This window comes from Hyphomonas sp. UBA3601 (genome assembly GCF_002375605.1).
Taxonomy (GTDB): Bacteria; Pseudomonadota; Alphaproteobacteria; order Caulobacterales; family Hyphomonadaceae; genus Hyphomonas.
Map to the genome: position 1 here is coordinate 19,479 of NZ_DFME01000126.1, position 2,732 is coordinate 22,210.

General features: G+C 58.3%; 3 protein-coding genes and 1 pseudogene. 1 reads left to right on the forward strand and 3 read right to left on the reverse strand.

The window, feature by feature from the left end:
* The coding region (locus B4F73_RS13790; protein ID WP_290483550.1) for an alpha/beta hydrolase fold domain-containing protein at positions 1-362 on the reverse strand (362 nt) is incomplete at its 3' end.
* Between the two features lie 64 nt (positions 363-426).
* On the opposite strand from B4F73_RS13790, the gene B4F73_RS13795 reads away from it, so the two are divergent.
* Positions 427-1,104: a 2-hydroxychromene-2-carboxylate isomerase gene (locus B4F73_RS13795; protein ID WP_290481139.1), complete on the forward strand. Its 678-nt coding sequence runs from the start codon at positions 427-429 to the stop codon at positions 1,102-1,104.
* Here B4F73_RS13795 and B4F73_RS13800 read toward each other — a convergent pair.
* Both B4F73_RS13800 and glmM read right to left on the reverse strand, forming a co-directional pair.
* Positions 1,073-1,978: a hypothetical protein gene (locus B4F73_RS13800; protein WP_290480233.1), complete on the reverse strand. Its 906-nt coding sequence runs from the start codon at positions 1,976-1,978 to the stop codon at positions 1,073-1,075. The two genes, B4F73_RS13795 and B4F73_RS13800, sit on opposite strands and share 32 nt — an antisense overlap.
* Positions 1,979-2,093: 115 nt before the next feature.
* Positions 2,094-2,732, reverse strand: a pseudogene (gene glmM / locus B4F73_RS13805) (phosphoglucosamine mutase); the annotation flags it as partial.

A 2,732-nucleotide genomic window follows, 5' to 3' on the forward strand; every position in this document is an offset into this window, starting at 1 on the left:
GCGAGCCGGTAGTCGATCGCGATCACCCTGGAGCGTGCGCCTTCAGCCAGCCGCTTGCAGATCATGTCATGACTGTCCAGGTCGCCGAGCACAAAGCCGCCGCCATGGAAGAAAATGATTCCCGGACCGGGCGGAATGCCTGCGCCGAGGGGGGTGTAGATACGTGCCTTCATCGGCCCGCCGGGGCCGGGGATGGTGATCAGCGAGATATTTGCCATCTCCGGCGCATCACGCTCGATCGCGCGACTGGCGACATAGAATTGCTGGCGCAGACGATCGACCGAACCTTTCCAGTCTACAGCGGAAAAGTCCGGCATCTGGAATTTGTCCATGAATTGGCGGAAGGTATCATCGAAGCCCATGACAGGCTAAATGGGGGTAAATTCCGGCCTTGTGAAGACGGCAATACGCCGCCAAGATGACGATATGAAAACCATAGACGTCTTCTGGTCGTTTCGTTCGCCCTATTCCTATCTTGCGACCAAGCGCCTTCGCAGCATGAGCAATGCCTGGGATGTACGGGTGCGTCCGCGACCAGTCTATCCGATTGCCATTCGAACGCCGGAATTCTTCTCCGAAATACGGCCGCAATGGGTGCCCTATCTGATGAGGGATATTGTCCGTCTGTCGCAATATCTGGGGCTACCGCTCGGAGCGCTCAATCCGGATCCTGTCGTCATGAACATGATGACCCGCGAGATTTCACCGGACCAGCCGCATATTGGTCGGCTGACCCGAATGGGGATTCTTGCTTGTGAGATCGGCGACGCCGAGGGCTGGGCCTTCATGGATGAGGTCTCCAGCCTGATCTGGTCAGGAGGGGCTTGGACCGAAGGGACTGCTCTGGTTGAAGCTGCCGCGCGTGCAGGGTTTGACCTCGCCGAATTGGACTCTCGGCAGGAAGCAGAGAAGGACCGGCTCGAAGGCTTGATTGCCGAGAACCAGGCTGCTCAGGATCCGCATCATTGGGGTGTGCCGCTGATGGTGTTCGAAGGGGAGGCCTTCTTCGGCCAGGACCGGCTGGATGTGCTGGAATGGCGACTGGAACAGTCTGGCGTGCAGCGCCGGTCATTCAAAAGCTCGACAAGCTCTTTAACTGGCTGAGGTCTCCACCGCTGAAATCCGCAGAGCGAACCATCTCAGCAAATGCGCGGCCCTTGGTCCCCTGGGGCAGGGTTTTCAGCGCGGTTACGGCAGTCGCGCCCAATTGGCACATATCGAGAGAAGCCAGCGCTGACTTCGACGGACCTTCCGGTCCGGAGGCCATTAGGAGTGGCATGATTTGTGGATCCGACATCAGGGACATCGCGACGCCTTGAAGTGCCGCTTCATCGCGAGATGTCAAGTTGCCGTGCTTCACGGGACGCGTTTGGGCGTCTTCAATGGCCAAGAGCGCTATACTGATTGACGCAAACGAATAGTCAGTCAGTTCGGAGCCAAGATCTGCGAGGTCGGACGCAGCGGCCATCTGACCCGACAGGCCTGACGCTGTGTTGAAGTCCTGATATCGGCTGCCGGCACACCAGCGATGCCCGGAACGCGATGCGCTCTTGAGCTGTGAACGGGTCATATCCAGCCAGTCATCGACATGGCGCATATCAGCCTTTGCCAAGTCCGACTTGTGCCGAGCCAATACCTGGCCAGCCTCTTCGATGGCAATTTTCGTATGATCGTATGCGTCGGCTTTGGCGAGCCGCCGATCAAGATTTGCGCGTGCCGCGGGATCGACGCGGCTGAGGGCGGACAGGAATGACCTGGCCGATTTTCCAGAGAACTCCGGATATTCCATCTTTGTGGTGGTGGCGGCGTCTTGCATCCGAGCAAGCGTGTGAGCGCTTCCCGGCGCAGCGTGGTTTGCGGATTGAGGCAAGTTGAGCACAGCGAAGAATGCGCCTGCTACAACGGCCAGGGTGATCGCTCCGAAAACAAGCGTGTTTCCGCCTGCTGATTTTTCCCCGCCTCGCGCGTCAAACGTCATTATACGTCCCCCGATACAATATAGGTTATATGGGGAAAATACTGACAAAGACTTATCGGGACAGAAAAACCGTTTTGCTTCAGAGACTTCGCGCGCGGGTCGCGTCAAATATACTTCAGGCCTCGGCCTGAACTGCAGCGACCACTAGCGAAAGCGCACGGTGCATCAGTTCTTCATCCAGGGCCTCAGCCATGACTCGGATCAGGGGTTCTGTGCCAGATTTGCGTACAACCATACGGCCGCGTTCGCCCAACAGCTCGTCCGCTTGCGTCAGGGCATCGCCCACGCCTGAGCTTTCAAGGGGATTGGAGCCATTGAAGGGGATGTTGACCAATTCCTGGGGTGCAGGCTCAAACACCCGCATGATACTGGAAGCGGGCCGATCACTGGAGGCGAGCGTTTTCAGCACCTGGAGTGCCGCTAGCAGGCCGTCGCCTGTGGTCGAGACGTCGGACAGAATGATATGGCCGGACTGTTCGCCGCCCAGATTGAAACCATGTTGGCGCATATGTTCGCCGACATAGCGATCGCCCACTTTGGTACGGGCGAGGGTGAGATCCAGCCCCTTGAGATATTCGGCAAGCCCCATGTTCGACATGATCGTGGCGACCATGCCACCGCCCTTGAGACGGCCGGCGCGATGAAGTTCGCCCGCGATGAGCGCCATGACCTGATCGCCATCCACTTCTTCACCCAGCTCATCAATCACGATAACGCGGTCGGCATCGCCATCGAAGGCGATGCCAATGTCCGC